The organism is Streptomyces sp. NRRL WC-3626 (genome assembly GCF_000718785.1).
GTDB classification, from domain to species: Bacteria; Actinomycetota; Actinomycetes; order Streptomycetales; family Streptomycetaceae; genus Streptomyces; species Streptomyces edwardsiae.
Genome location: NZ_JOCA01000004.1, coordinates 124,098 through 146,229 on the forward strand (window position 1 = coordinate 124,098; position 22,132 = coordinate 146,229).

Annotated in this window: 24 protein-coding genes and 1 tRNA gene; 13 read left to right on the forward strand and 12 right to left on the reverse strand. The window is 70.6% G+C overall.

Annotation, left to right across the window (positions count from 1 at the left end; genetic code table 11):
- The 3 genes from IF28_RS0108260 (at position 1) to IF28_RS0108270 (ending at position 1,936) form a co-directional block, all read left to right on the forward strand.
- The gene (locus tag IF28_RS0108260) at positions 1–351 is read left to right on the forward strand and encodes a hypothetical protein (RefSeq protein WP_030216124.1); all 351 of its coding nucleotides are present in this window, start codon (positions 1–3) and stop codon (positions 349–351) included.
- 208 nt (positions 352–559) lie between these two features.
- Positions 560–1,003 carry a nuclear transport factor 2 family protein gene (locus IF28_RS0108265; RefSeq protein ID WP_030216125.1) on the forward strand — a complete coding sequence of 148 codons (444 nt, stop codon included), beginning with the start codon at positions 560–562 and terminating at the stop codon, positions 1,001–1,003.
- A gap of 594 nt (positions 1,004–1,597) precedes the next feature.
- Positions 1,598–1,936: a MerR family transcriptional regulator gene (locus IF28_RS0108270; protein WP_030216127.1), complete on the forward strand. Its 339-nt coding sequence runs from the start codon at positions 1,598–1,600 to the stop codon at positions 1,934–1,936.
- Positions 1,937–2,122: 186 nt separating this feature from the next.
- Here the strand turns inward: IF28_RS0108270 and IF28_RS0108275 are convergent, their stop codons facing one another.
- The 3 genes from IF28_RS0108275 to IF28_RS0108285 form a co-directional block, all read right to left on the reverse strand.
- Complete coding sequence (locus IF28_RS0108275) at positions 2,123–3,613, reverse strand: DEAD/DEAH box helicase (RefSeq protein WP_030216128.1); 1,491 nt, start codon at positions 3,611–3,613, stop codon at positions 2,123–2,125.
- 274 nt (positions 3,614–3,887) lie between these two features.
- Positions 3,888–4,091, reverse strand: a complete 204-nt coding sequence (locus IF28_RS0108280) for a cold-shock protein (RefSeq protein ID WP_006143946.1) — start codon at positions 4,089–4,091, stop codon at positions 3,888–3,890.
- A 419-nt stretch (positions 4,092–4,510) separates the two neighbouring features.
- Positions 4,511–5,023, reverse strand: a complete 513-nt coding sequence (locus IF28_RS0108285; protein WP_030216129.1) for a DUF6584 family protein — start codon at positions 5,021–5,023, stop codon at positions 4,511–4,513.
- A 217-nt stretch (positions 5,024–5,240) separates the two neighbouring features.
- Here IF28_RS0108285 and IF28_RS0108290 point away from each other — a divergent pair, with 217 nt between their 5' ends.
- Positions 5,241–6,050: a DUF1963 domain-containing protein gene (locus tag IF28_RS0108290; RefSeq protein ID WP_030216130.1), complete on the forward strand. Its 810-nt coding sequence runs from the start codon at positions 5,241–5,243 to the stop codon at positions 6,048–6,050.
- Between the two features lie 129 nt (positions 6,051–6,179).
- On the opposite strand, the gene IF28_RS0108295 is transcribed toward IF28_RS0108290, so the two are convergent.
- The 3 genes from IF28_RS0108295 to IF28_RS38530 form a co-directional block, all read right to left on the reverse strand.
- On the reverse strand, positions 6,180–6,533 hold the full coding sequence (locus tag IF28_RS0108295; RefSeq protein WP_030216131.1) for a hypothetical protein: 354 nt from the start codon (positions 6,531–6,533) through the stop codon (positions 6,180–6,182).
- A gap of 62 nt (positions 6,534–6,595) precedes the next feature.
- On the reverse strand, positions 6,596–7,402 hold the full coding sequence (locus tag IF28_RS0108300; protein ID WP_030216133.1) for a hypothetical protein: 807 nt from the start codon (positions 7,400–7,402) through the stop codon (positions 6,596–6,598).
- Between the two features lie 305 nt (positions 7,403–7,707).
- On the reverse strand, positions 7,708–7,941 hold the full coding sequence (locus IF28_RS38530; RefSeq protein WP_106982014.1) for a hypothetical protein: 234 nt from the start codon (positions 7,939–7,941) through the stop codon (positions 7,708–7,710).
- 74 nt (positions 7,942–8,015) lie between these two features.
- Here IF28_RS38530 and IF28_RS0108310 point away from each other — a divergent pair, with 74 nt between their 5' ends.
- Positions 8,016–8,549, forward strand: coding sequence for a CbrC family protein (locus IF28_RS0108310; RefSeq protein ID WP_030216136.1), 534 nt, complete (start codon positions 8,016–8,018; stop codon positions 8,547–8,549).
- Between the two features lie 118 nt (positions 8,550–8,667).
- Here the strand turns inward: IF28_RS0108310 and IF28_RS0108315 are convergent.
- From IF28_RS0108315 to IF28_RS0108325, 3 genes are all read right to left on the reverse strand, one after another.
- Positions 8,668–8,743 (reverse strand) — tRNA-Arg (locus IF28_RS0108315).
- Between the two features lie 70 nt (positions 8,744–8,813).
- Positions 8,814–8,945 carry a hypothetical protein gene (locus IF28_RS40150; RefSeq protein WP_267883052.1) on the reverse strand — a complete coding sequence of 44 codons (132 nt, stop codon included), beginning with the start codon at positions 8,943–8,945 and terminating at the stop codon, positions 8,814–8,816.
- A 65-nt stretch (positions 8,946–9,010) separates the two neighbouring features.
- Positions 9,011–10,285 (reverse strand): M6 family metalloprotease domain-containing protein, encoded by a 1,275-nt coding sequence (locus IF28_RS0108325; protein WP_030216138.1) that lies wholly within the window; start codon positions 10,283–10,285, stop codon positions 9,011–9,013.
- Positions 10,286–10,610: 325 nt separating this feature from the next.
- Here IF28_RS0108325 and IF28_RS0108330 point away from each other — a divergent pair, with 325 nt between their 5' ends.
- Together IF28_RS0108330 and IF28_RS0108335 are read left to right on the forward strand one after the other, a co-directional pair.
- On the forward strand, positions 10,611–11,252 hold the full coding sequence (locus IF28_RS0108330) for a TetR/AcrR family transcriptional regulator (protein ID WP_030216139.1): 642 nt from the start codon (positions 10,611–10,613) through the stop codon (positions 11,250–11,252).
- A gap of 158 nt (positions 11,253–11,410) precedes the next feature.
- Complete coding sequence (locus IF28_RS0108335; RefSeq protein WP_030216140.1) at positions 11,411–12,964, forward strand: MFS transporter; 1,554 nt, start codon at positions 11,411–11,413, stop codon at positions 12,962–12,964.
- Between the two features lie 88 nt (positions 12,965–13,052).
- Here IF28_RS0108335 and IF28_RS0108340 read toward each other — a convergent pair whose 3' ends face one another.
- Positions 13,053–13,574: a MarR family winged helix-turn-helix transcriptional regulator gene (locus IF28_RS0108340; protein WP_030216142.1), complete on the reverse strand. Its 522-nt coding sequence runs from the start codon at positions 13,572–13,574 to the stop codon at positions 13,053–13,055.
- A gap of 132 nt (positions 13,575–13,706) precedes the next feature.
- On the opposite strand from IF28_RS0108340, the gene IF28_RS0108345 reads away from it, so the two are divergent.
- On the forward strand, positions 13,707–14,468 hold the full coding sequence (locus IF28_RS0108345) for a dioxygenase (protein ID WP_037892891.1): 762 nt from the start codon (positions 13,707–13,709) through the stop codon (positions 14,466–14,468).
- Positions 14,469–14,484: 16 nt separating this feature from the next.
- Here the strand turns inward: IF28_RS0108345 and IF28_RS0108350 are convergent, their stop codons facing one another.
- The gene (locus IF28_RS0108350; RefSeq protein WP_030216146.1) at positions 14,485–15,003 is read right to left on the reverse strand and encodes a GNAT family N-acetyltransferase; all 519 of its coding nucleotides are present in this window, start codon (positions 15,001–15,003) and stop codon (positions 14,485–14,487) included.
- Between the two features lie 193 nt (positions 15,004–15,196).
- Here IF28_RS0108350 and IF28_RS0108355 point away from each other — a divergent pair, with 193 nt between their 5' ends.
- Together IF28_RS0108355 and IF28_RS0108360 are read left to right on the forward strand one after the other, a co-directional pair.
- Positions 15,197–16,195, forward strand: coding sequence for a sigma-70 family RNA polymerase sigma factor (locus IF28_RS0108355; protein WP_030216150.1), 999 nt, complete (start codon positions 15,197–15,199; stop codon positions 16,193–16,195).
- 565 nt (positions 16,196–16,760) lie between these two features.
- Positions 16,761–17,459 carry a TetR/AcrR family transcriptional regulator gene (locus tag IF28_RS0108360; protein WP_030216151.1) on the forward strand — a complete coding sequence of 233 codons (699 nt, stop codon included), beginning with the start codon at positions 16,761–16,763 and terminating at the stop codon, positions 17,457–17,459.
- A 153-nt stretch (positions 17,460–17,612) separates the two neighbouring features.
- On the opposite strand, the gene IF28_RS0108365 is transcribed toward IF28_RS0108360, so the two are convergent.
- Positions 17,613–18,599, reverse strand: a complete 987-nt coding sequence (locus IF28_RS0108365) for a helix-turn-helix transcriptional regulator (protein ID WP_030216152.1) — start codon at positions 18,597–18,599, stop codon at positions 17,613–17,615.
- A gap of 63 nt (positions 18,600–18,662) precedes the next feature.
- Between IF28_RS0108365 and IF28_RS0108370 the strand changes: the two genes are divergently transcribed.
- The 3 genes from IF28_RS0108370 (at position 18,663) to pfkB (ending at position 22,085) form a co-directional block, all read left to right on the forward strand.
- On the forward strand, positions 18,663–20,177 hold the full coding sequence (locus tag IF28_RS0108370) for an MFS transporter (protein WP_030216153.1): 1,515 nt from the start codon (positions 18,663–18,665) through the stop codon (positions 20,175–20,177).
- Between the two features lie 202 nt (positions 20,178–20,379).
- Entirely contained in the window at positions 20,380–21,141 is a 762-nt protein-coding gene (locus IF28_RS0108375) for a DeoR/GlpR family DNA-binding transcription regulator (RefSeq protein ID WP_030216158.1), read from the forward strand.
- Positions 21,138–22,085 (forward strand): 1-phosphofructokinase, encoded by a 948-nt coding sequence (pfkB, locus tag IF28_RS0108380; RefSeq protein ID WP_030216160.1) that lies wholly within the window; start codon positions 21,138–21,140, stop codon positions 22,083–22,085. The genes IF28_RS0108375 and pfkB overlap by 4 nt, the downstream gene beginning before the upstream one ends.
- Positions 22,086–22,132: the final 47 nt, after the last annotated feature.

The following is a 22,132-nucleotide window of genomic DNA, read 5'->3' on the forward strand; positions in this document are numbered from 1 at the left end:
ATGACGAAGCTGCCCTTACAGAAGAATTCCGGTTCGGTGCTGTCGCTGTGGTCCCAGGACTCGATCCTGTCCATCGGCTCGGTGGGCTCGGTGCTGTCCGTGGGCTCGGTCGGCTCGGCCCTCTCGGTCGCCTCGATCGGCAGCGCCCTGTCGGCCGGCTCGATCGGGTCGTCCCTGTCCCTGATCTCGGCGGGCTCATGGCTGAGCACGGGCTCACTGCTCTCGGCCCAGTCCCGCTGGTCGGTCCTGTCCTGGCGCTCCAACGGAGCGTTCCTGGCAGCGGGGGCGGTGGGCACGGTGGGCGCCGCTCTGCTCCTCACCCGGACACTGCGCGCGTCGGCGGGCCGCTGACCGCGGATCCGTCCCTCCGGGACGCGGCCCATGCCGGCCGCGTCCCGCGTCCCTCGGCCGGGCCCTGCCGGCCGGCGCCCGACGCCGCTGTGCGTGCGGATGACGTGCCCGCCCTACCTCGGGGGTAATGGCCTCAGCCCGTCGGCGTTGGCAAGCTGGGTGATCTCCCCGCGACGACAGGACGCGGGCCGGGAGGGAGAGGTCAGCCATGTCCAGCACCGCATCCACGGACACGCGCACCGTCATCGAAGAGCTGCTGCGCAGAATCGGTGAGGGCGACCCGGAGCGCATCGCCGAGCTGTATGCCGAGCAGGGCGACTGGAAGCTGGACTGGCCGGAGGCCGAGCACGGCCGTGCCGCGACGCCGTGGATCCGTCACCGGTCCACCCGGGCCGACGCGGCCGCCCACTATCGCGAGCTTGCCGAGCACCACCTGCCGGAGCATGTGGCGACCGAGGTCGAGCGCGTTCTCATCGACGGGGACGACGCGGTCGTGCTCGGCGAGATCCGCCAGACCGCCCGGTCCACCGGACGTGCGTATCGCGCGCGGTTCGCCCTGCACCTCACCGTCGAAGACGGCCTCGTCACCCGGCACCACGTCTACGAGGACAGCCTCGCCGTCGCCCGGGCATTCGAGGCGGACGATCGGTGAACGCCCGGCCGCTCGTACCACGGGCCCGGCCGTCGTACGAGCGGCCGGGCCCGTGGTCGTCCGGCTCGACGGCGACGCGCCGGGGTAAAACCTTTCACTCGCATGGGCCGAAACCTGTCGTGGCTGATGTAGACATGCGTGCGCGGTGAGGTTATCGTCTCTGTTGTAGCCAGGAAGTCGCAGAGGCGTGGCAGACACGAACTGCCCGCATGGAGACAGAGGTTCTGGCACGGCGGTGGAGTGGTGGAGCCGGAAGGTGAAGGGCTCCCTCGCTGACCGCCGGGCCTGGTGGCCGCAGGAGGGCCGCCGGTAGTACGCAGGAGCGAGAAGTTCGTCGGAAAGAGAGAAGGAGGAGGACGCCATCAGGATCCCCCGGGCGGGAACGGTCCGCCTGGGTGCCGCAGGTCCCGGAACGGAAGGTGGTCCCACGGTCACGCATCCGCGATCCCCGCACTCTCCGCCCCCCGCCGGGGGCCGGTGCGGAAACAGAAGGCCGGCATCGCAGTAGGCCGGTCGATGGTGTTACAAATCCCTCGGGGCCTTGGTGCCGTACGGCACCAAGGCCCCTCGACGCATTCCCCATCAGAGGTGCAGATGACCACAGACACACCGCTCGACCGAATCGACGACGACGACTACCCCGCGTACACCATGGGACGGGCAGCGGAGATGCTCGGTACCACGCCCGCCTTCCTGCGGGCGCTCGGTGAGGCCCGGTTGATCACGCCCCTGCGCTCCGAGGGCGGCCACCGCCGCTACTCCCGCTATCAGCTGCGCATCGCCGCCCGCGCCCGGGAGATGGTCGACCAGGGCACCGCCATCGAGGCGGCCTGCCGCATCATCATCCTGGAAGACCAGCTGGAAGAGGCCCGGCGCATCAACGACGAGCTGCGACGCCGTGAGGCCGGGTCCAGCCACAAGGCGGACGCCTGACCCCCACGCGTACGACGGACGGAGGCCCACCCGGCCCCCGGCCGCGGCCGGTCGGGCCGGCCATCGCATCCGGCCCGGGTGGGCGGCTCGTGGAGACCTGGGTGGATGGCCCCGTGGACGAGTCACCGAATCGGGACCGTACGGCCCGCACGCACGCGAGACACCGGGCGCGCAGGCCGCCCGGTCCTAGGCCGCGTCGGAGACGGACCGTCGTGCGGGTGCGCGCCGCGTCGCCGAAGCGGAGCGGCGCCGGCCGCGTGAGGTGGTGCCGCGCTTGGGGCGCTCGGCCACCGGTGCGGTGATGACGACCGGGACGCCGGAGGGAGCCTGGGCACCGGTGATGCGGTGCAGGTCCTCCGCGCCCGCGCGGACCTGGGTGGTCTGCGGGACGATGCCGGCCATCGTCATGAGACGGGTCATGGCACGGCGCTGGTTCGGGGTGACCAGGGTCACGACGCTGCCGGACTCGCCGGCGCGGGCCGTGCGGCCACCGCGGTGGAGGTAGTCCTTGTGGTCGGTCGGAGGGTCGACGTTGACGACGAGGTCGAGGCTGTCCACGTGAATGCCGCGCGCGGCGACATTGGTCGCCACCAGCACGTTGACGTGTCCGTTCTTGAACTGCGTCAGCGTACGGGTGCGCTGCGGCTGCGACTTGCCCCCGTGGAGGGAGGCGGCCCGCACCCCGCTGTTCAGGAGGTGAGTGGTGAGGCGGTCGACGGCGTGCTTGGTGTCCAGGAACATGATCACCCGGCCGTCGCGGGCGGCGATCTCGGTGACTGCCTCGTGTTTGTCGGCGCCGTGGACGAGGAGCACATGGTGTTCCATCGTCGTGACCGCGCCGGCCGACGGATCGACGGAGTGCACGACGGGGTCGCTCAGGTAGCGGCGTACGAGCAGGTCGACGTTGCGGTCGAGAGTGGCGGAGAACAGCATGCGCTGACCGTCGGGGCGAACCTGGTCGAGCAGGGCGGTGACCTGCGGCATGAAGCCCATGTCGGCCATCTGGTCGGCCTCGTCGAGGACGGTCACCAGGACCTGGTCCAGTCGGCAGTCGCCGCGTTCGATGAGGTCTTTGAGGCGTCCGGGGGTGGCGACGACGATCTCGACGCCGCGACGCAGCGCGCCGGCCTGCTTGCTGATCGACATCCCTCCCACGACCGTCGCCAGGCGCAGCTTCACGGAGCGGGCGTACGGCGTGAGCGCGTCGGTGACCTGCTGCGCCAGCTCGCGCGTCGGTACGAGGATCAGCCCCAGGGGCTGCCGGGCCTCGGCGCGCTGCCCGGCCGTACGGGCCAGCAGGGCCAGCCCGAAGGCGAGGGTCTTGCCGGAACCGGTGCGTCCCCGGCCCAGAACGTCCCGGCCGGCGAGGGAGTTCGGCAGCGTCGCGGCCTGGATCGGGAACGGGGCGGTCACGCCCTGTGAGCCGAGCGTGGCCAGCAGCTCCGAGGGCATGGCGAGATCGGCGAAGCTCTCCGCGGCGGGCAGCGCCGGGGTGATCGTCTTCGGGAGGGCGAACTCACCCTGCGGCGCGGGGCGGCGGCTGTGCCCCTGGGAACGAACCGGTCCGCCGGAGCGGCTTGAGGACGACGAGCCGAACCGTTTGCCGTTCTTCCCGGTGGCGGCTCCGCCGTTCCGAGTGCGGGCGGAGCGGTCGTTCGTGCGTGTGCTGCGGTTCATGCGGAACCTTCCTTGATGCGGCACATATCAAGGAATTCCCGAGCAGGTGCAGCATGGAGAATTGCGAGAACGGGCCGAATGGGAAACGAAAATAAATCGTACGCAAAAATGTGAACGGGAGGATATGTTCTGGTGTCGCCGAAAGGGAATCCGTGTAATTAATTCCGCGCATCCCTCCCGGTCGTCCCGCAGACGAAACGACTACGGGAAGTGCGCACGACGGAAGCCCGCACCCCGAAGGGTGCGGGCCCCAGCCGCGAAGTGCGTGCCGACGTCAGGCGGGAACGATGTTCTCGGCCGTCGGGCCCTTCTGGCCCTGCGCGATGTCGAAGCTCACCTTCTGGCCTTCGAGCAGCTCGCGGAAGCCCTGGGCGGCGATGTTCGAGTAGTGGGCGAACACGTCGGGGCCGCCACCGTCCTGCTCGATGAAGCCGAAGCCCTTTTCCGAGTTGAACCACTTCACGGTGCCAGTAGCCATGTCTTTATTCTCCTTCGGGGCAGTGAGTCGGCATCCGCACTGCGCGGACGCCGTGTCGCCGCGATGATCACCCCGCCCGAAAGAAGACCGATGCCAAAAGGCGCTTCCAGTGGCACTGAAGCCGACTGGGAAGATCTCAGAATTCGGGAACCACAACTGCAACTGATGTCGAGAGTAGCACGTTGCGGCGACCCGTGCGCATTGGATAATGCTGCCCCGATCGTTCCTGCGAGGAATCTTCCGGCACGGTTCCGTGAAATTCTCACCCGGCGGATGCAGATATAATGCTGTCCTCACACCGCTGCCCGGCAGCTACCCGGCTCCGGCCGCGAGGGGCGACGATCCGATCACCCGCTGGTCGAGTTCCGGACCGAGCGGTGCCCCGCAACCCCATGTCGGAGCGTCTGCCGGTGAGCGGGTCACCGGAACAGGGCGATCAGTCCGTTCACCCAGATCCCCAGCATCGCCAGGACCACCCCCAGGCAGCCGGCTCCTGCCAGGAAGCCACTGAACCTCCCCGTCCCGGCGTCCGGTTCGCCGTCCGGGGCGGAAGGTGTCGAGTCCCAGTCGACCGGGCGCCCCAGGACTTCGGAGCAGTCGGTTCGTACCGCCGTCAGCCGCTCCACGGCGAACGCGGAGTGGGCAAGGGACTCGGGACCATGCCACGCGAGTGCCCTCATACGCTCCTGGGCCGTCGGGTACCTCGCTTCGAAGGCGGAGGTCTCGTCCGCGTCCCGGTCCTCCTCGAGGTACATCCAGCGCCCCGCCTCCGCGGGCTCCCCGTACAGCCGGTACACCTCCGCAAGGCGACGGCGGAGCGTCAGGTCGGTGGGGTAGGAGGAGACCAGTCCGCGTAGACGCTGACGTGCCAGGGGCACGCGGCCGGCCGCCAGATCCGCGTCGACTCGGGCGAGGGTGGCTGTCAGTGGCATGGCCGCATGATCGTCCAGGAGGGTGGAACGCCTCGACCCCTTTTCGCGCATCGCTCACGCGCTGCCGGTGCTAGCAGCGCGTGGGTCGGATCCGGCCGAGGCCGATCTCCCCCGGGAAGGGGCCACTGCCGTGACGAGGTCCACGGGTGGGGTTGTCGGTGGCACGCACTAACGTGCCCACGGAATTCGTCGATGTGTGTACGCCTGAGGAGCCATGATGCCCGGAGACGCACCCGAACTGCCCGCGAAGAATCTGCGCACCCTGATACCGGAGTACGCGGACCTTGCCCGGGACACCATCCTCCTCAACCCGGAGCCCGGCGACCCTGGCGTGCGGGAGAGTTCGCTGGGAGGCAAGCTGCTGTGGCCCGCGGACGAGCCGTGGCCGTACTGCGCGCAGGAAGACCACTGGACGTTCGGCTCCGACCCGTCCAACAGGACCGAGATCGTCCCGGGCGCGGTGCCGATGGTGCCGATCCTCCAGCTGTTCGCCCGGGATGTGCCGGGGCTGGAGTTCCCGGAGGGGAAGGACCTGCTCCAGCTGGTGTGGTGCGCACTGATGCACGAGCAGGACCCCAGGCTGCTGGTGATGCCGCGACTGTACTGGCGCAACGAGGCGGAGACCGTGGCCGGAGGGCTCCTGTCCGAGGTCCCCGAGGTGAGCGAGGGGGAGTACGACGAGGACAACATGCCGGAACCGTCCACGTTGTCCCCGACGACCGCGGAGGACTGTCCGAGGTGGCTCGATCTGCCCAAGGACATGCGGGAGATCTGGGAACCTCGTCTCCGGTCGCCGGCGGGCCACACGGTGTGGCCACCCGACTCCAACCTCATCGGGACGAAGGTCGGCGGCTGGCCCGCCTGGACCCAGCCTGCCGACTGGCCGGACTGCGAGAGCGGACACCGCATGGAGCACCTGCTGACCATCACCGGCGACATACAGCTGGGCGACTGCGGCGGCGTCTACTTCTTCCATTGCCGCCGGTGCCCCGGCCTGCCGTGGGACTGGCGCTTCGACTGCCACTGACAACTGAGCTCGGTGGAACCCGGAGATCCGGGCAGGGGTCGCTTCGCGTGATCGGGCGCCACGCTCATCCGACGTTCCCCGTGGGTGGGCGCGTCGGCGCGGCGCGGGCGGAGCGCGCAGCCGGGACTCCTACAGCTCCGACCAGGTGTGGGGCTCCATGTAGGCGTGATCTCCTCGGAAGAACCAGTCCGCCAGATCAGTCAGCCGCTCTATGCACGCGTTGTAGTACTCCTCCGGCTGTGGCCGAGGGAAGTTGGGGTGCGCCGTCCATGAGGGGACATCGGTGACGACGTGGTAGTACCCCTCTGCCAACCATCGAGGAAGCTCCTCGGCGTCCTGCAAGTGTTCGCAGACCGTGCGCATGGCTTTCTCCAGCTTGGAGAAGGCGCCTCGGTCCCAGACCAGATCACTTCGCAGTCCAAGTAGGAAGCTTCCGGGCTCGGAACGGAACTCGCGCTCCAGGGTCTTCAAAGCCAGGTCCATGGCGGGCATGCTGCCAGGCCCGGGAGCGGTTGCCGTACGCGATTGCTCCACGGTCCGGGGTGTCAGTCCTGCTGCAGGGCGTGCAGATCAACCCACGTGGCGCATACGTTCTCTTCGATCCGCTTCGCCCGGCGAACGATCTCGGGGTTCTTACCCAGAGCCTCGAGGTCCTTGCGCGCCGCGTCCGCCCGACGTCGCACTTCGGCACATGCACCTGCGGTGGGGCTCTCCTGGTCGTCAACCAGCATCATCGCGTCCAATGCCCAATAGGCGCGCGTGAATTGACGTGCTTCCTTGTCGATGTACCGGTTACGCCCACCTTCCGTCTCGGAGATGTGGAGCGCTGCCTGGAACTCCTTCGACATCGTGTCGAAATCCAGGTTCTGCGCCGCCACGTCGGCGAGCACTCGGTGCGCTTGGAGCGCCTCGAGTGGATCTGCCATACGGGGACCGCCGACGCCCTGGGACTCCGTCCGGGCGGCCAGTTCCAGCGCCCGGTGAGCCATGCGCACCGCAAGTTCAAGGTCCGTCGTCGAAAGTGCCAGAAACAGGCTTATGAGCCGGTAGGTCGATGCACTCAGATTGAGACTTCTCTGGCCGTGCCGGGCGATCAGGCTGTCCGCTTGCCTCGCCAGCGTGACGATCTCGTTGCGGTGCGTGGATCCGCCGGTGCGGTCGAGTTCACTCATCTGCACCACGTAGCGGGATACCTCGGTGCGGGCGGCGTCCTGTCTCTGCGCATCGGCAATGCCTTGCGACGCGTCGACGGCGGCAACGGCCGAAACGAAGGATGTCACGGTGGCGATGAGCGCAATGATGACTCCGGCCCAGGTCGATACCCGTTCCGTGCCCGAGGGGGAGGCGGCCATCCGTGAGGATTGGCGCGCAGACCGAGGCATGTCCCTCTCCAGTTCTCCGGGCTGCTGCGCTGTCGTCGTGCCACTTCCCACCCTTGGGGCACAGAGTTGGGCCCGGCCACCCAAGGACAGCCGAGTGGGGGCTTGGCGCCGGCTCGGGCCCTGCTTCAGGAGTTCGACCGAGCCCACCAGGAGGTGGACGTAGAGGGGGCATCGGAGGTCATGCCGGCCGCGTCGGAGGGGCCGCGCCAGTCGATGGCGGGCACCGGCGGTTGCTGCGCTCCGCCGCTGTACCGCAAGATCGAACGATGTCGCGATCAGTAGGCGCACACACTGCCGATCCGTGCCCGCGATGCCTGGTCGAGCAGGTCCGCTTGGGCAACCGCGCACTTGCCGGGGTGGCCGACTCGCGCAGACCCTCGGCGGGCGCGATCAGTTCCTGGTGCCGTCCAGGCGGGCACGAAGTCACCGGACGGCAGTCCGTGCAGGTGGAGCAGGGGCAGGACCTCGCTGATCTTCGGCAGCAGTTCGGTGACGCCGCTTGATCCCATACTTCCCTTGCGGACAGACTGCCCTTCATGGGATCAGTAGGTATGGCCACCGACGCGCAGATCAAGACGCTGCGATGAGCGCCGACCTGCCCTTCTTCCGGTATCACCCGGACCCCCTGGCAAGCGGGTCCATCCTCGCGTCCGCCGAATCGTGCGCCTGCTGCGGCCGCAGCAGGGGCTGGATCTACACAGCAACCTTCTACTCCGCCCACGAGGTCAGCGGACGCTTCTGCCCCTGGTGCATCGCAGACGGGAGCGCGGCTGAACGCTTCGCGGGTGAATTCGCCGACTCCTACGGGCTCGACGGCGTGAGTGAAGACGTGTTGCACGAGGTCACCCGGCGCACACCTGGGTTCCACGCTTGGCAGGACCCGCACTGGCTCGTCCACTGCCACGACGCGGGTGCCTTCGTGGGTGAAGTCGGATACACCGAATTGGCGGAACATCCCGAAGCCCTCGACCAGCTGCGCGCCGACCTGCGCATCGACGGCCACCACGACGAAAGCCGGCTCGAGGGCCTCCTGACCCGTTTGGGCAAGGGGATGACCGCCATGCTCTTCCGCTGCGTGGTCTGTGGCGCCCACCTCGCCTACGCCGACGCATCCTGAAGACCTTCTGCCGCGGCGAGTCTGCGGCATCAGATGAGTAAGCAGGCGCCAGCAACCGCCCGCGTGGATGTCGGAAGGGGGCCACCTCCGAAAATTCGGAGGTGGCCCCCTTCCGAACTGGTGCCCCCGGCAGGATTCGAACCTGCGACACCCGCTTTAGGAGAGCGGTGCTCTATCCCCTGAGCTACGAAGGCTGGGCCGGGCGTGGGTGTTTTCACGCCCGCTCGGTCCACAGGGTACCGGATCGGGGATGGGGCCCGTGGGTCAGGAATCGGCTAGGAGGATCCAGAGGGCCAGGAGGGTGAGGAGGGCGGTCAGGGCCAGTGCCGGGAGGCCCAGGATCGCGGCGAGCACGCCCCAGCGGGTGCGGCCCGGCGCGGGGTGGGGGTTCGTCATCGGTCCGCCTTCGGTCGGGAACATGTGGGTGCAGTCTGTCAGTTGGGGGCCGGGGGCCGCAGCGATCAGCTTCCGCGGGTCACCCGTACCCGGTGCGTGGGGAGGATCGTCACGCGGATTCCCGCCCGGCGGTCCGTGAAGGATTCGCCGGGGGTGAACGTGGCGTCGGAGAGTTCCGCGTGGACGTTGGGGGAGCGGGTGCAGCCGCCGCTGTCGCGGTGGGAGTCGTAGACGGTGATCGGGCCCATGCCGGTGTCGACCTTCGCGTCGACGCGGTAGACGAGGACGCCGGGGCGGCACACGGCCTCGTCATTGCCGGCGGGGGTGCGCAGTTCGAGGGCGTAGCCGGAGTGGCCGTTCAGGGGGATGAAGACGAGTTTCGGGCCGCCCGCGCGGGCCAGGGGGGTGAGGGGGTACTCCCGTGTGCCGGGGGCCGACGCGCAGCCGACCTGGGACGCGTCCAGCCAGCCCAGTTTCCACTTGTGCCAGGCGAGGAAGTCGTTGTTGGCGCCCCAGTCCTCGCTCATGATGTCCCAGTGGCCGACCGCGCCGCCGCCCTCGGCGGTGTAGAGGTCGGGCAGGCCGAAGACGTGGCCGTTCTCGTGGGGGAGCACGCGGTAGCCGGTGCGGTCGTAGGAACCGGAGCCGTCGTCCTGGCGGGAGTAGACGAAGGACGCGTTGGAGACGGGGACGCCGTCCGCGCTTGGCGCCTCCTTGTTGCCGGCGAAGGTGACGGAGAGGACCGTGTCGAGGGCGGCGGGGCCCGCGTTGGGAGTCACCAGCACGTTCAGCAGGTCGTACGACTGGAAGTCCACCTCGGGATCGGCCTCGGCCACGATGTCGCGGACCAGTTCCCGGTAGCCGGGGTCGAAGGGGGCGCCGCGCTCTATGCCGTACGCGCGGAAGGACTTGGGCATCCGGAGCCAGTCGGGGACCGGGAGTTCGGGGCGGTAGTCGAGGCGGCCGTAGGAACTGGTGGCGAACCACTCGCGGGTCTTCGGGAAGAACTCCCGGTAGCGGTCCAGGGCGTCGCCCTCGCCGGGCGCGTCCGAGAAGTCGACCATCAGGGTGAGGGCGCGGACCGTGCCGGTGGAGCGGGTGTAGCCGGCGGAGGTCGGGATGCCCTCGGACATCTGGACGCCCTCGCCCCCGGTGATCATGCAGGGGCCGTGCGCGGAGGTGCGGGACAGGGTGCCGGCGCCGACGCCGGCGGTGGAGGTGCCCGGGGTGAGGTCGCCGTTGCCGGCGGAGGTGCTGACGGCGAGGGTCAGGGCGGTCACCGATGCCAGGGCGGCCAGTCGGCGCGGGGATATCCGGCGTCGGCGCGGCTGCGGCTGCATGCGGGGACCTCCGCTCCACACGGCAGCCGCCGGTCTTCGGCTGCGCCTGGCAGCCGCCGGTCTTCGACCGCACCTGGCAGCCGCCGGTCTCCGACTGCACCCTTGTGATCACCCTCTGTCGCCGGATGGGCGGACGCGCGCTGGGAGGGCCGATCGTGGGGCCTGCTTACGTGCGAGGTGTGGTGTGGGTCACAGGAAATTGATGCCGGGGCGGGAAATAAGCGGGGAGCCTCTCCCCGTTTAGACCTGTGTCCGACCGAAACGGGGAAACGCTCCCCGGATCGCCAGGACGCGACCACAAGAGCCAGGACCCGAGGAGTACGCCGTGCAGACCGCCGACCCCGCAGTGCGCAAGGTGCCCCGGCCCCGCGCCGACGCTCTGCGCAACCGGGAGCGGATCGTCACCGCCGCCCGGGAGATGTTCGTCGAGTTCGGGCCCGAGGTGCCGCTCGACGACGTCGCCCGCCGGGCCGGTGTCGGCAATGCCACGGTGTACCGCAACTTCCCCGACCGCGACGCGCTGGTGCGCGAGGTCGTCTGCTCCGTGATGGACCGTACGGTGCGGGCCGCCGAGCAGGCGCTCAGCGAGACCGGGGACGCCTTCGAGGCGTTGGAGCGCTTCGCGCACACGGCCGCCGACGAGCGGATCAGCGCGCTGTGCCCGATGGTCTCCAGCACCTTCGACCAGCATCACCCCGACCTGGAGGACGCACGCCGGCGCGCCGAGGGCCTCGTCGCGCAGTTGATGGACCGCGCCAAGGCGGCCGGTCAGCTCCGCGAGGACGTGGAGTACGGCGATCTGATGGTGGGCGTCGCCCAGCTGAGCCGGCCCCCGGCCGGTACCGGCTGTATGAGCGCCGACCGTTTCGTCCACCGCCATCTGCAGCTGTTCCTGGACGGGATGCGGGCCCCGGCCCCGACCGTACTGCCGGGCGCGGCCGTCACCGTGGAGGATCTGCGCTGCTGAGCGATCTCTGACGCGAGCGGGACTTCCGCGTCCGTACATCCCCTTTCCAGCGGCCGCCCAGGGGCGAGTCGTTCCCTCAAGACATCGTTTTTTCAGCCTTTTCACGAACATTTCCGTCGCGAACATTTCCGTCACGAACTTTCGAAGTGGGTACCCCCATGTCTGAAACAGCCCCGACGGCCGGCAAGGCCCGGAGCGCTCCCGGTGTCCCGGACGCCAACCGCTGGAAAGCGCTCGTCTTCATCGCGCTCGCCCAGCTGATGGTCGTCCTGGACGCCACCATCGTGAACATCGCCCTGCCCTCCGCCCAGCAGGACCTCGGCATCTCGGACGGCAACCGCCAGTGGGTGGTCACCGCCTATGCCCTCGCCTTCGGCGGACTCCTGCTGTTCGGCGGCCGGATAGCCGACCTGTGGGGGCGCAAGCGGGCCTTCGTGCTCGGTCTGGGCGGCTTCGCCCTGGCGTCCGCGCTCGGTGGCGCGGCCACCAACGAGGCCATGATGTTCGGCGCCCGCGCCCTCCAGGGTGCGTTCGGCGCGCTGCTGGCGCCCGCCGCGCTGTCCCTGCTCGCGGTGATGTTCACCGACGGCAAGGAGCGCGCCAAGGCGTTCGGCATCTACGGCGCGATCGCCGGTGGCGGTGGTGCCGTGGGCCTGATCCTCGGCGGGTTCCTCACCGAGTACCTGGACTGGCGCTGGACGTTCTTCGTCAACATCCCGTTCGCCGTGGTCGCCGCGGCCGGCGCGTACTTCGTCATCCGTGAGCCCGCCGGCGGCCGCAACCGCTCGGCGCTCGACATCCCCGGCGTGGTGCTGTCCACCCTGGGTCTGGTCGCGCTGGTCTACGGCTTCACCCGCGCGGAGTCCGAGGGCTGGAGCGACTCGGTGACGGTCGCCATGTTCGTCGCCTCCGCCGTGCTGCTCGCCGCGTTCGTGGCGGTCGAGGCGAAGGTCAAGGCGCCGCTGCTGCCGCTGCGCGTGATCACCGAGCGCAACCGCGGCGGGGTCTACCTGTCCCTGGGCCTGGCGATCATCGCGATGTTCGGCCTGTTCCTCTTCCTCACCTACTACCTGCAGGTCGTGAAGGGGTACTCGCCGGTCAAGACCGGCTTCGCCTTCCTGCCGATGATCGCGGGCATGATCACGGGGTCCACCCAGATCGGCACCCGGCTGATGACCCGCGTCGCGCCGCGGCTGCTGATGGGCCCCGGCTTCCTGGTCGCCGCGCTGGGCATGCTGTTCCTGACCCAGCTGGAGATCGACTCGTCGTACGCGGCCGTCCTGCTGCCCGGCATGCTGCTGCTCGGCCTCGGTATGGGTACGGCGTTCATGCCGGCCATGTCGCTGGCCACGCTGGGTGTCGAGCCGCGTGACTCCGGTGTCGCCTCCGCGATGGTCAACACCTCGCAGCAGGTGGGCGGCGCGATCGGTACGGCCCTGCTGAACACGATCGCCGCCTCGGCCACCACGTCGTACGTCGCCGACCACATCGGCGGTGCCTCGAGCCGGTCCCAGCAGCAGCTGGTCCAGCTCCAGGGACAGGTGCAGGGCTACACCAGCGCGATCTGGTTCGCCGTCGGGATCCTGGTGGCGGCCGCGGCCATCGCCCTGACCCTGATCAACGCCGGACGGCCGGGCAGCGGCACCGCGGTCGCCGGGTCCGCCGAGGAGAGCGCCGCGGACGAGCCGGCCGTGCCGGTGGCCATGCACTGACGGCCGGTCCGCCCCGTACCACCCGTACGGCAGGAGGAGGGGACGCCTCCTTCGTACGGCTCCCCGGACCTGCCCCGGCTCCGCCTCGTCAGCGGAGCCAGGGCAGGTCCGCACCCGCTTCGCGCGGCTGAAGTCCCTCGGCGACGATCCGCATGATCTCGCCGAGGGACTTCTGCTGTTCCGGGGTGAGCCGGTCGAAGACGGCCTGGCGTACGGCGCTGACATGGCCGGGCGCGTGCTTGCGCAGCACCTCCTGGCCCTCCTCGGTCAGTACGGCGAACTGGCCCCGCTTGTCGGAGGGACAGTCCTCGCGCCGTACCCAGCCGCTCTTCTCCAGGCGGGCGACGGCGTGCGAGAGGCGGGAGCGGGTGATCTTCGCGGACATCGCCAGCTCCGTCATCCGCAGCCGGCGCTGCGGGGCCTCGGCGAGCTTGACCAGCAGGCCGTAGTAGACGTGCGGCATGCCCGCGTCGCGCTGGAGCTGGCGGTCGAGGTGGTCCTCCAGGAGGGTGGCGGCCTCGATGTACGAGCGCCAGACGCGCTGTTCCTCGTCGGTGAGCCAGCGGGGTCCGCCGGCGGACGCCGACGATGCTACGGGTGCCGTGTTCATGTACTCCACTGTACGGGCGCTCTCCTTGAATGTTAAACAAACTCGGCGTACTGTCGGTGATGGAAGTTGAGAGTTCAAGCAGAATCGACCCGGAAGGGAGCCGACGTCATGACCGCCGCCACCCAGGAGCGCATGCCCGCTCTCTACCTCAGCCACGGTGCCCCGCCCCTGGCTGACGACCCCGTATGGCCCGGCGAGCTGGCCGCCTGGTCCGCCGGCCTGCCCCGCCCGAAGGCGATCCTCGTCGTCTCCGCCCACTGGGAGGAGGCCCCGCTCGCCCTCGGCGCCACCGAGACCGTCCCCCTGGTCTACGACTTCTGGGGCTTCCCCGAGCACTACTACCAGGTCACCTACGGCGCCCCCGGCGCACCGGCGCTCGCCGACTCGGTGCGGGGGCTGCTGCGCGCCCCGGGCATGCCCGTACAGGACGTCCCGGACCGGGGCCTGGACCACGGTGCCTACGTTCCGCTGGTCGAGATGTACCCCGGCGCCGACATCCCGGTGCTGCAGATCTCCATGCCGACCCTCGACCCCGTGAAGCTGATGGAGATCGGGCGCAAGCTCGCCCCGCTGCGTGACGAGGGCGTGCTGATCATCGGCTCCGGCTTCTTCACCCACAACCTCGCCGCACTGCGCCAGGGCGGCATCCCCGCCTGGTCGGCCGAGTTCGACGCGTGGGGCCGCGAGGCGCTTCAGGCGCGGGACGTGGACGCGCTGCTGGACTTCACCCGCAAGTCCCCGGCCGGCCTGCTCGCCCACCCGCGCACCGAGCACTTCGCCCCGCTCTTCGTGACCATGGGTGCCGCGGACGCCGCCGGGGAGCTCGGGGAACAGAAGTCCGTGATCGACGGGTTCTGGATGGGGCTGGCGAAGCGTTCGGTGCAGTTCGGCTGACCCCCCGGCGACGGGGCTAGAGCTCCTTCTCGTACCAGGCCACGTCCCACCAGCGGCCGAACTTGCGGCCCACCTCCCGGTACGTGCCGACGTACCGGAAACCGAAGCGCTCGTGCAGCCGCGTCGACGCGTCGTTCGGCTGGGTGACGCCGGCGCAGGCGCGGTGCAGCCCCTCCCCCGCCAGGGCCTCGAAGAGGGCCTTGTAGAGGAGTGTGCCGATACCGCGCCCGCCCGCGTCGGGGGCGACGTAGACCGTCGTCTCCACCGAGGTCGCGTACGCGGGCTTGGGGCGGAAGGGGCTGGAGGTGGCGTACCCGAGGATCCGCCGTGAGCCCGTGTCCGTGGCAACCATCAGGCGGTACGGGCCGTCTACAGGGTGGGAGAGCAGCCAGGGGAGACGCTCCTGAGGAGTGAAGGGCGCCGTGTCGAATGTGATCGCGGTCTCACGTACGTAGTGGTTGTACAGATCGGTGAGGTCCGTCAGATCGTCCTCCACGCCCGGCCTGACCTGGACCTCTTCGGGTTCCGGCGGCATCGCGTCTCCTCGCATGGCCGCACAGGGTACTGCATGGTCAGAAAAATCGGGGGGCAGGTTGGGAATTCTGTCCGGATTCCAGTCGTTGTTTCCATCGGATGCAGGGCACTCGACCAGAGTCCGGAGGGACCTGGGAGGCGTGTCGGGCGTCCACAGGACCACCCGCTGACCTCATCATCGCAAGGGAGCACGCATGGCAACCCGCGCCGTCGCCCGTCGTCGGTCCGCCCAAGGCGAGACGGCCGACTCGGCACGCAGTGTCCGCGCCCATGGCGGCGAGATCGCCGACCGCGACCTGGTCGGTATGTACCTGGACGAGATCGCGCGCACGCCGCTGCTCGACGCCGCCAAGGAGGTCGAGCTGTCACAGATCATCGAAGCGGGTGTGTTCGCGCGGCAGATCCTCGACGGCATCGAGGAGAACAAGGCCGGGGCGAGTACCGAGGAGCTCGAAGCCCTCTACGACGCCAGTGAGCGGGCCAAGGACGTCTTCATCCGGTCCAACCTGCGCCTGGTCGTCGCCGTGGCCCGCCGGTATCCGAGGAGCGGTCTGCCGCTGCTCGACCTGATCCAGGAGGGCAACGCCGGCCTGGTCCGCGCGGTCGAGAAGTTCGACTACCGCAAGGGCTTCAAGTTCTCGACGTACGCGACCTGGTGGATCCGTCAGGCCATCACCCGGTCGATAGCCGACCAGTCGCGCACCATCCGCCTCCCCGTCCACCTGGTGGAGGAGCTGGGCCGGATACGGCGCGTGCAGCGCGAGTTCAACCGCGAGCACGGCCGTGACCCCGAGCCTGCGGAGATCGCCGCCGAGCTCGGCTCCACGCCGGAGCGCGTCACCGACGTGCTCGACTGGGCCCGCGACCCGGTCTCGCTGAACATGTCGGTGGACGACGAGGGCGAGACCCAGTTCGGCGACCTGCTGGAGGACACCTCGGCGGTGTCCCCGGAGCAGTCGGTGCTGACGCTGCTGCGCAGCGAGGAGCTGGACGACCTGATCGGCCGCCTCGACCAGCGCACGGCCTCCATCATCAAGATGCGGTACGGCATCGACGACGGCCGCGAGCGCACGCTGACCGAGGTCGGCAAGGAGCACGGCCTGACCCGCGAGCGCATCCGGCAGATCGAGAAGCACGCGCTGCTGGAGCTGAAGAAGCTGGCCCGCGACACCGGGTTCGACGCGGCGGCGTGAGGACGGCCGGGGGAGGCGGTGGCGCGATGGCCGGTTTCCGGTCGGGGCGTGCGGCCGCCGGGCCCCGGTCCCGGGCGGGGCGGCGTGTCAACCGGCCCCGTCCCCGTGCGGCCCCGTCGGCACGGTAGCGTGACGGGCGGGTCCCCGGAGGTGAACGGGGCGGTGTGACCGCCGGGTCCGGCGCGAGGGTGCGATGCCCGCGCGTGGAACCCGGGGCGTGACGGGGTCCGGGCAGGGGCTCGGCCGCGTACGCCGGGTGGCGAAAGGCCGCGCGAAACATGGCCGTTCCCCGCCGCTTCAACCCAGGGGACCCAGGGAACAAGAATGCCAGGCCCGGGAGTTCGCATTCCGGGGCCTCTGAGATCCTTGAACCACAGAGCCACGTCCCGACGCACAACCCCCCCCGGCGCCGGGACTTCCCAGAGCCGGGTTCGGCGCCCTCCCCCCGGGCGCCGGGCCCGGCTTCCTCATGCGCGCGGTCCGGCCCGGCGGGTCACCCCGAACCTGAACCCCGGGGTGGCCCGCCAGATGGCAGATTGTGTCACATGGGCATAGCCTGCCGGGCGTGAGCAGCACCACCCCGACGCCGCCCCCTTCGCCTTCCGCGGTCTCGCTGACCGAACGGCGCAAGGCCGAGACCCGTATGCACATCGCCCGCGCGGCGGCCGGTCTCTTCGTCCGGCAGGGCCTGCGGGCCACCCGCGCGGAGGACATCGCGCAGGCGGCCGGTGTCGCCCCGCGCACCTTCTACCGCTACTTCGCCAGCAAGGAAGAGGCCATCGGGCCCCTCTACGCGATGGGCGCGCAGCGATGGGTGGAGGCGGTGCGCACCGCCCCCGCCGACGTACCGCTGCCCCGCGTGCTGGAGGACGCCGCACGCCACACGCTCACACCCGGGCTCGGGGTGTCGGCGGCCTCCTGGAACTGGGTGCGCACCCTGATCCGGCTGGCCCAGGCGGACCCCGCGCTGCGCCGGGTGTGGGCGGAGACGTGCCAGGCGTCGGAACGCCGGCTGGCGCAGGCGCTGGCGGAACGCCTGACGGCGGCTCACCCCCCGTACGACGGCGACAACGTTGCCGCCCGCACCCGGCTGGCCTTCGCCGCCGCCGTCGCGAGCGCGGCCGTACGCACGGCCATGGAGAACTGGGCGGCGGGGGAGGGGCCCTCCGAAGGACCGGGGGGCCCGGTGGAGCTGACGGTCGCCAACCTCAGGGCGCTGCGGGACTTTCCGTGGGGGGAGGCGGCGGCGCCGGAAGGGGACTGACGCCACGCCTGGGCGTCGTCCGCCGCGCCGGCCCCGACCCTCGTGCCGGCCCCGACCCTCGTGCCGGCCCCGACCCTCGTGCCGGCCCTGATCCTCGTGCCGGCCCTGATCCTCGTGCCGGCCCGGCCCGGGGACGGCCCGTCGCGCGGACCGTCACGAGGGTGCCGACGGCGTGGCGTCACCCGCCGCCCGGCTCAACCTCGCCCCCAACTCCCGTACCGCCTCCACCAGTTCCGGGGGCTCCTGCACCGTGAAGTCGTAGCCGAGCATCCCCAGGCGTACCGCCATCCACTCCTTGGCGTCCGACACCGTCACGCGCAGGCGGCAGCTGGTGTCGGTCAGGGGCTCGGGCGGGCCCAGCCAGGCCGGGAGGCGGGACGCGACCGACTCCGCCGGTGCGGCGAAGGTGACGGTCATGTCGTACGACTCGTGTGCCCGGCGCATGGAGCGGCGCAGGAACTCCGCCGCGCTTCCCGTCGGCAGCTCCCTCGGGGTGAATCGCGCGCCCGTCGCGAAGGGGTCGCTCACCCGGTCGACGCGGAACGTGCGCCAGTCCGCGCGGTCGAGGTCGTACGCCACGAGGTACCAGCGGCGACCGGTCGACACCAGCCGGTACGGCTCCGTCACCCGCCGGGACCCGGTGCCGTCGGCCGCCCGGTAGGCGAACCGCAGCCGCTCCCGCCCGGCCACCGTGGAGGCCATCACGGTGAGCGTCTCGGGTGCGATCGTCGCACCGTCGCCGCTGGTCAGCGGGGTGGTCGCGGCCTGGAGCGTGCTCACGCGGTGACGCAGCCTGCCGGGCAGCACCTGCTCCAGCTTCGCCAGAGCGCGCACCGACGCCTCGTCCACGCCCTCCAGCGCGTGCCCGGCGCCGGCCCGCAGGCCGACCGCGATGGCCACCGCCTCCTCGTCGTCGAGCACCAGCGGAGGCATCGCCTTCCCGGCGACCAGCCGGTAGCCGCCGTCCGTGCCGAGCGTCGCCTGCACGGGATAGCCGAGTTCGCGCAGCCGGTCGATGTCCCGCCGGACCGTGCGCCGGGAGACGCCGAGCCGGTCGGCCAGTTCGCCGCCGGGCCATTCGCGGGGTGTCTGGAGGAGGGAGAGGAGAGTCAGGAGCCGTGCCGGAGTGTCCGTCGTCATGGAAACGAGGATGCCGCAGATCTAGGACCTGATCCGTCCTAGATGGCTTCTAGCTTCAGCGACATGAACTCCACCGACACCCCGTACACGGCACGGACCGGGGCGGGCGACCGTCGCCGCTGGTTCGCGCTGGCGATCGTGATGACCGCGGCCTTCATGGACCTCGTGGACGTCACCATCGTCAACATCGCGATCCCGGCCATCCAGCGCGACGAGGGCGCCACCTTCAGCCAGATCCAGTGGATCACCGCCGGCTACGCGCTGGCCTTCGCCGCCGGACTCGTCACCGGCGGGCGGCTCGGCGACATCCACGGCCGCAAGCGGATCTTCCTCGTCGGCATCGGCGGCTTCACCCTCGCCTCCGCGCTGTGCGGGTTCGCCGTGAACCCCGAGATGCTGGTCGCCTCCCGCATCCTGCAAGGAGCCATGGCGGCGCTGATGGTGCCGCAGGTGCTGTCGATCGTGCACGCGACCTTCCCGCCGCACGAACGCGGCAAGGTGTTCGGGCTGTTCGGCGCCATCGTCGGCCTGGGCGCGGTGTCCGGACCGCTGCTGGGCGCGCTGCTGACCGAATGGAACCTGTTCGGCCTCGCATGGCGGCCGATCTTCCTGATCAACCTGCCGGTCGGCATCGCGGGGCTGATCCTCGGCCGGCGCTTCATCAGCGAGTCGAAGGCGCCGCGCGCCCTGAAACTGGACCTGGTGGGCGTCGCGCTGGTGACGCTGGGCCTGCTGATGCTGCTCTACCCGCTGACCCGCGGCCGTGAGCTGGGCTGGCCGCTGTGGGGATACGTGTCGATGGCCGGCGCGCTGCTGGTCTTCGGGGCGCTGGTGGCGTACGAGCGGGTCAAGGGCGCGCGGGACGGCTCCCCGCTGATCGAGCTGTCGCTGTTCCGGGTGAAGAGCTTCGCGGCGGGCATCGCGGTGCAGACGGTGTTCGGGATCGGACTCGGGATCTTCTTCCTGGTGTGGACGCTGTACATGCAGATCGGCCTGGGCTGGAGCGCGCTGCGGGCCGGACTGACCGGGGTGCCGTTCTCCATCGCGGTCTCCGCCGCGGCCGGGATGTCGGTGCAGCTGCTGGTGCCGCGCTTCGGGCGCAAGGTGCTCCAGGCGGGCGCGCTGGTGATGGCGGCGGGCGTTCTCCTCTATATGGGGGAGTCCGAGCGGTACGGCATGGACATCGCGTCCTGGCAGATGGCGCTCCCCCTGGTGGTCATGGGCGCCGGCATGGGGCTGATCGTGGCGCCGCTGACGGACGCGGTGCTGTCCGAGGTGCCGCGCGAGCACGCCGGGTCGGCGTCGGGGCTGATCAACACCGTGCAGCAGATGGGGAACGCGCTGGGGCTCGGCCTGGTGTCGGTGGTGTTCTTCGGGGTGATCGACGAACGGCTCGCCCCGGCCGAGGTGGGGCCGGCGTTCGCGGAGGGCTTCCAGCACGCGCTGGGCTATGTGGCGGCGGTACTGGGCGTGATCTTCCTGCTGATGTTCGCCCTGCCGAAGCGCCCGGCCCAGCATGTGGAGGGCGCGGGGGAGGCTCCGGCGGTGGTGGAGAAGGAGCGGGAACTGGTGTCCTGAACGGCGCGGACGAGGGAAGGGCCCGGTACCTCGAAGGTGCCGGGCCCTTCCCGTCGTCCGCCTCCTCGAGGGCATCCGGACACAAACGGAAGTCCGCTCATGCCTGTTTTCGGCCTGCTCCTGTTTACTTTCCGGACATTCGGACGTACGGTGCGAGCGAAACCACACGTTCGGGCATGAACGGACTCGGAGGCAGACGGACATGTACGCACCGGAGCGCCAGCAGGAGATCCTGCGGCTCGCCCGTGACGGCGGCCGGGTGGACGTGGTCTCGCTGGCCGAGGAGTTCCAGGTGACCGCCGAGACCATCCGCCGGGACCTGAAGGCCATGGACCGCGCGGGTCTGGTCCGCAGGGTGCACGGCGGGGCCATCCCCGCCGGACGCCTCGACTTCGAGCCGGACCTCGCCGAGCGGGAGACGACCGCGGCCGACGAGAAGGACCGCATCGCCCGGGCCGCCCTCGCCGAACTCCCCGCCGACGGCACCCTGATCGTGGACGCCGGTTCGACGGTCGCGCGGCTCACCGGCATCCTGCCGGCGGAGGCCTCCCTCACCGTCGTCACCCACAGCCTGCCCATCGCGGCCCGGCTCGCCGACCACCCCGGCATCCAGCTCCACCTGGTCGGGGGGCGTGTACGGCACCGTACGCGCGCCGCCGTGGACGCCTGGGCGCTGCGGGCGTACGCCGAGATCCGCGCGGACGTCCTGTTCGTGGCCGCCAACGGGTTCTCCGCCGAACACGGACTCACCACCCCCGACCTCGCCGAGGCCGCCGTGAAGCGCGCCGCCATGGCCGCGGCCCGCCGTGTGGTGCTGCTGGCCGACTCCTCCAAGCACGGCCAGGAGCACTTCGCCCGCTTCGGCGGCCTCGCCGACGTGGACCTGCTGATCACCGACAGCGGGCTCGGCCCGGACGACGCCGCCGCGATCGAGCGCGGCGGCACGGAAGTAGTACGCGCATGATCCTCACCATCACCCCCAACCCGTCCCTGGACCGCACCTACGAGGTCCCCTCGCTGGACCGCGGCGAGGTCGTCCGGGCCACCGGCGAACGCGTCGACCCCGGCGGCAAGGGCGTCAACGTCTCCCGCGCCGTCGCCGCGGCCGGCCGCCGCACCGTCGCCGTACTGCCCCTGGGCGGCGCCCCCGGCGCCCTGGTCGCCGATCTGCTGGACGCGCAGGGCATCGAGGTCGCCCCGGTCCCGGTCGCCGGAGCCACCCGCTCCAACATCGCGCTCGCCGAGACCGACGGCGTACTGACGAAGATCAACGCACCCGGTCCGGAACTGACGTCGGACGAACGGGAACTGCTCCTGGACACCGTGCGCCGGCAGGCCCCGGGCGCCGACTGGATCGCCTGCTGCGGCAGCCTGCCGCGCGGACTGGCCCCGTCCTGGTACGCGGACCTCGTCGCCCGTGTGCACGCCGCCGGGGTACGCATCGCCCTGGACACCTCCGGACCCGCGCTCCTCGCGGCCCTGCGCGAGCGGCCCGACGTGGTGAAGCCGAACGCCGCCGAGCTCGCCGAAGCCGTCGGGCGGCCCCTGGTCACCGTCGGCGACGCGCTGAAGGCGGCCGAGGAACTGCGGGGGATGGGCGCCCGCGCCGTCCTCGCGAGCCTCGGCGCCGACGGGCAGCTGCTCGTGGACGACGACGGCGCCCTGTTCGGCACCGCTCCGGTGGCCGCCGTCCGCAGCAACGTGGGCGCCGGTGACTCCTCGCTCGCCGGGTTCCTCGTCGCCGGCGGGCGCGGCCGTGAGGCCCTCGTCTCCGCCGTCGCCCACGGCGCGGCGGCCGTCCAGCTGCCCGGCAGCGTGATGCCGGCGCCGGGCGACCTGGACCCGGCCGCGGTGACCGTCACGGCCGACATCCCCGGCGACCGCGTCCTGCGGGAGCCGGTGTCATGAACCACCTCTTCCCCTTCTCACCCCCGTCCCCCTCTCCCGCCCACCCC

Bases quoted from the DNA above. Each gene is read 5' to 3' on its own strand.
- IF28_RS0108260 (WP_030216124.1), top strand. From the start codon at position 1: ATGACGAAGCTGCCCTTACAGAAGAATTCCGGTTCGGTGCTGTCGCTG.
- IF28_RS0108265 (WP_030216125.1), top strand. From the start codon at position 560: ATGTCCAGCACCGCATCCACGGACACGCGCACCGTCATCGAAGAGCTG.
- IF28_RS0108270 (WP_030216127.1), top strand. From the start codon at position 1,598: ATGACCACAGACACACCGCTCGACCGAATCGACGACGACGACTACCCC.
- IF28_RS0108275 (WP_030216128.1), bottom strand. From the start codon at position 3,613: ATGAACCGCAGCACACGCACGAACGACCGCTCCGCCCGCACTCGGAAC.
- IF28_RS0108280 (WP_006143946.1), bottom strand. From the start codon at position 4,091: ATGGCTACTGGCACCGTGAAGTGGTTCAACTCGGAAAAGGGCTTCGGC.
- IF28_RS0108285 (WP_030216129.1), bottom strand. From the start codon at position 5,023: ATGCCACTGACAGCCACCCTCGCCCGAGTCGACGCGGATCTGGCGGCC.
- IF28_RS0108290 (WP_030216130.1), top strand. From the start codon at position 5,241: ATGCCCGGAGACGCACCCGAACTGCCCGCGAAGAATCTGCGCACCCTG.
- IF28_RS0108295 (WP_030216131.1), bottom strand. From the start codon at position 6,533: ATGGACCTGGCTTTGAAGACCCTGGAGCGCGAGTTCCGTTCCGAGCCC.
- IF28_RS0108300 (WP_030216133.1), bottom strand. From the start codon at position 7,402: ATGGCCGCCTCCCCCTCGGGCACGGAACGGGTATCGACCTGGGCCGGA.
- IF28_RS38530 (WP_106982014.1), bottom strand. From the start codon at position 7,941: ATGGGATCAAGCGGCGTCACCGAACTGCTGCCGAAGATCAGCGAGGTC.
- IF28_RS0108310 (WP_030216136.1), top strand. From the start codon at position 8,016: ATGAGCGCCGACCTGCCCTTCTTCCGGTATCACCCGGACCCCCTGGCA.
- IF28_RS40150 (WP_267883052.1), bottom strand. From the start codon at position 8,945: ATGACGAACCCCCACCCCGCGCCGGGCCGCACCCGCTGGGGCGTGCTC.
- IF28_RS0108325 (WP_030216138.1), bottom strand. From the start codon at position 10,285: ATGCAGCCGCAGCCGCGCCGACGCCGGATATCCCCGCGCCGACTGGCC.
- IF28_RS0108335 (WP_030216140.1), top strand. From the start codon at position 11,411: ATGTCTGAAACAGCCCCGACGGCCGGCAAGGCCCGGAGCGCTCCCGGT.
- IF28_RS0108340 (WP_030216142.1), bottom strand. From the start codon at position 13,574: ATGAACACGGCACCCGTAGCATCGTCGGCGTCCGCCGGCGGACCCCGC.
- IF28_RS0108345 (WP_037892891.1), top strand. From the start codon at position 13,707: ATGCCCGCTCTCTACCTCAGCCACGGTGCCCCGCCCCTGGCTGACGAC.
- IF28_RS0108350 (WP_030216146.1), bottom strand. From the start codon at position 15,003: ATGCCGCCGGAACCCGAAGAGGTCCAGGTCAGGCCGGGCGTGGAGGAC.
- IF28_RS0108355 (WP_030216150.1), top strand. From the start codon at position 15,197: ATGGCAACCCGCGCCGTCGCCCGTCGTCGGTCCGCCCAAGGCGAGACG.
- IF28_RS0108365 (WP_030216152.1), bottom strand. From the start codon at position 18,599: ATGACGACGGACACTCCGGCACGGCTCCTGACTCTCCTCTCCCTCCTC.
- IF28_RS0108370 (WP_030216153.1), top strand. From the start codon at position 18,663: ATGAACTCCACCGACACCCCGTACACGGCACGGACCGGGGCGGGCGAC.
- IF28_RS0108375 (WP_030216158.1), top strand. From the start codon at position 20,380: ATGTACGCACCGGAGCGCCAGCAGGAGATCCTGCGGCTCGCCCGTGAC.
- pfkB (WP_030216160.1), top strand. From the start codon at position 21,138: ATGATCCTCACCATCACCCCCAACCCGTCCCTGGACCGCACCTACGAG.